At 72.9% G+C, this 280-nt stretch carries 1 protein-coding gene; it reads left to right on the forward strand.

Annotated elements, in window-relative coordinates:
• Window positions 1-15: 15 nt before the first annotated feature.
• Window positions 16-280 (forward strand): hypothetical protein (locus ACZ3GY_RS23800; protein WP_465912193.1); only part of this gene is annotated, 265 nt, incomplete at its 3' end.

Raw genomic sequence — 280 nt, forward strand, 5'->3', positions numbered from 1 at the left:
CCGGGAGCGTGACGAATGACCGCGACCCTGCCCGCCGCCCCGGCCGTGGTCTCCGCCGAGCCCGCCTCAGCCGCCGTCACCGCACGCCGTCGTCGTCGCGGCTGGACGTGGACCGTCGTCACCGTCGTCGTGCTCGCGGTGTACCTCTTCCCCTTCTACTGGATGATCTCGGCCTCGCTGCAGCCGTCCGCGAACTCCACCGACACCGCGTGGTTCCCGACCTCGCCGGGCCTCGGCGGATACGAGAAGGCGCTGGACGACGCCGGGATCGGGGGCCTGC

It is taken from the genome of Pseudomonas sp. PME37.24/006, from assembly GCF_055556635.1.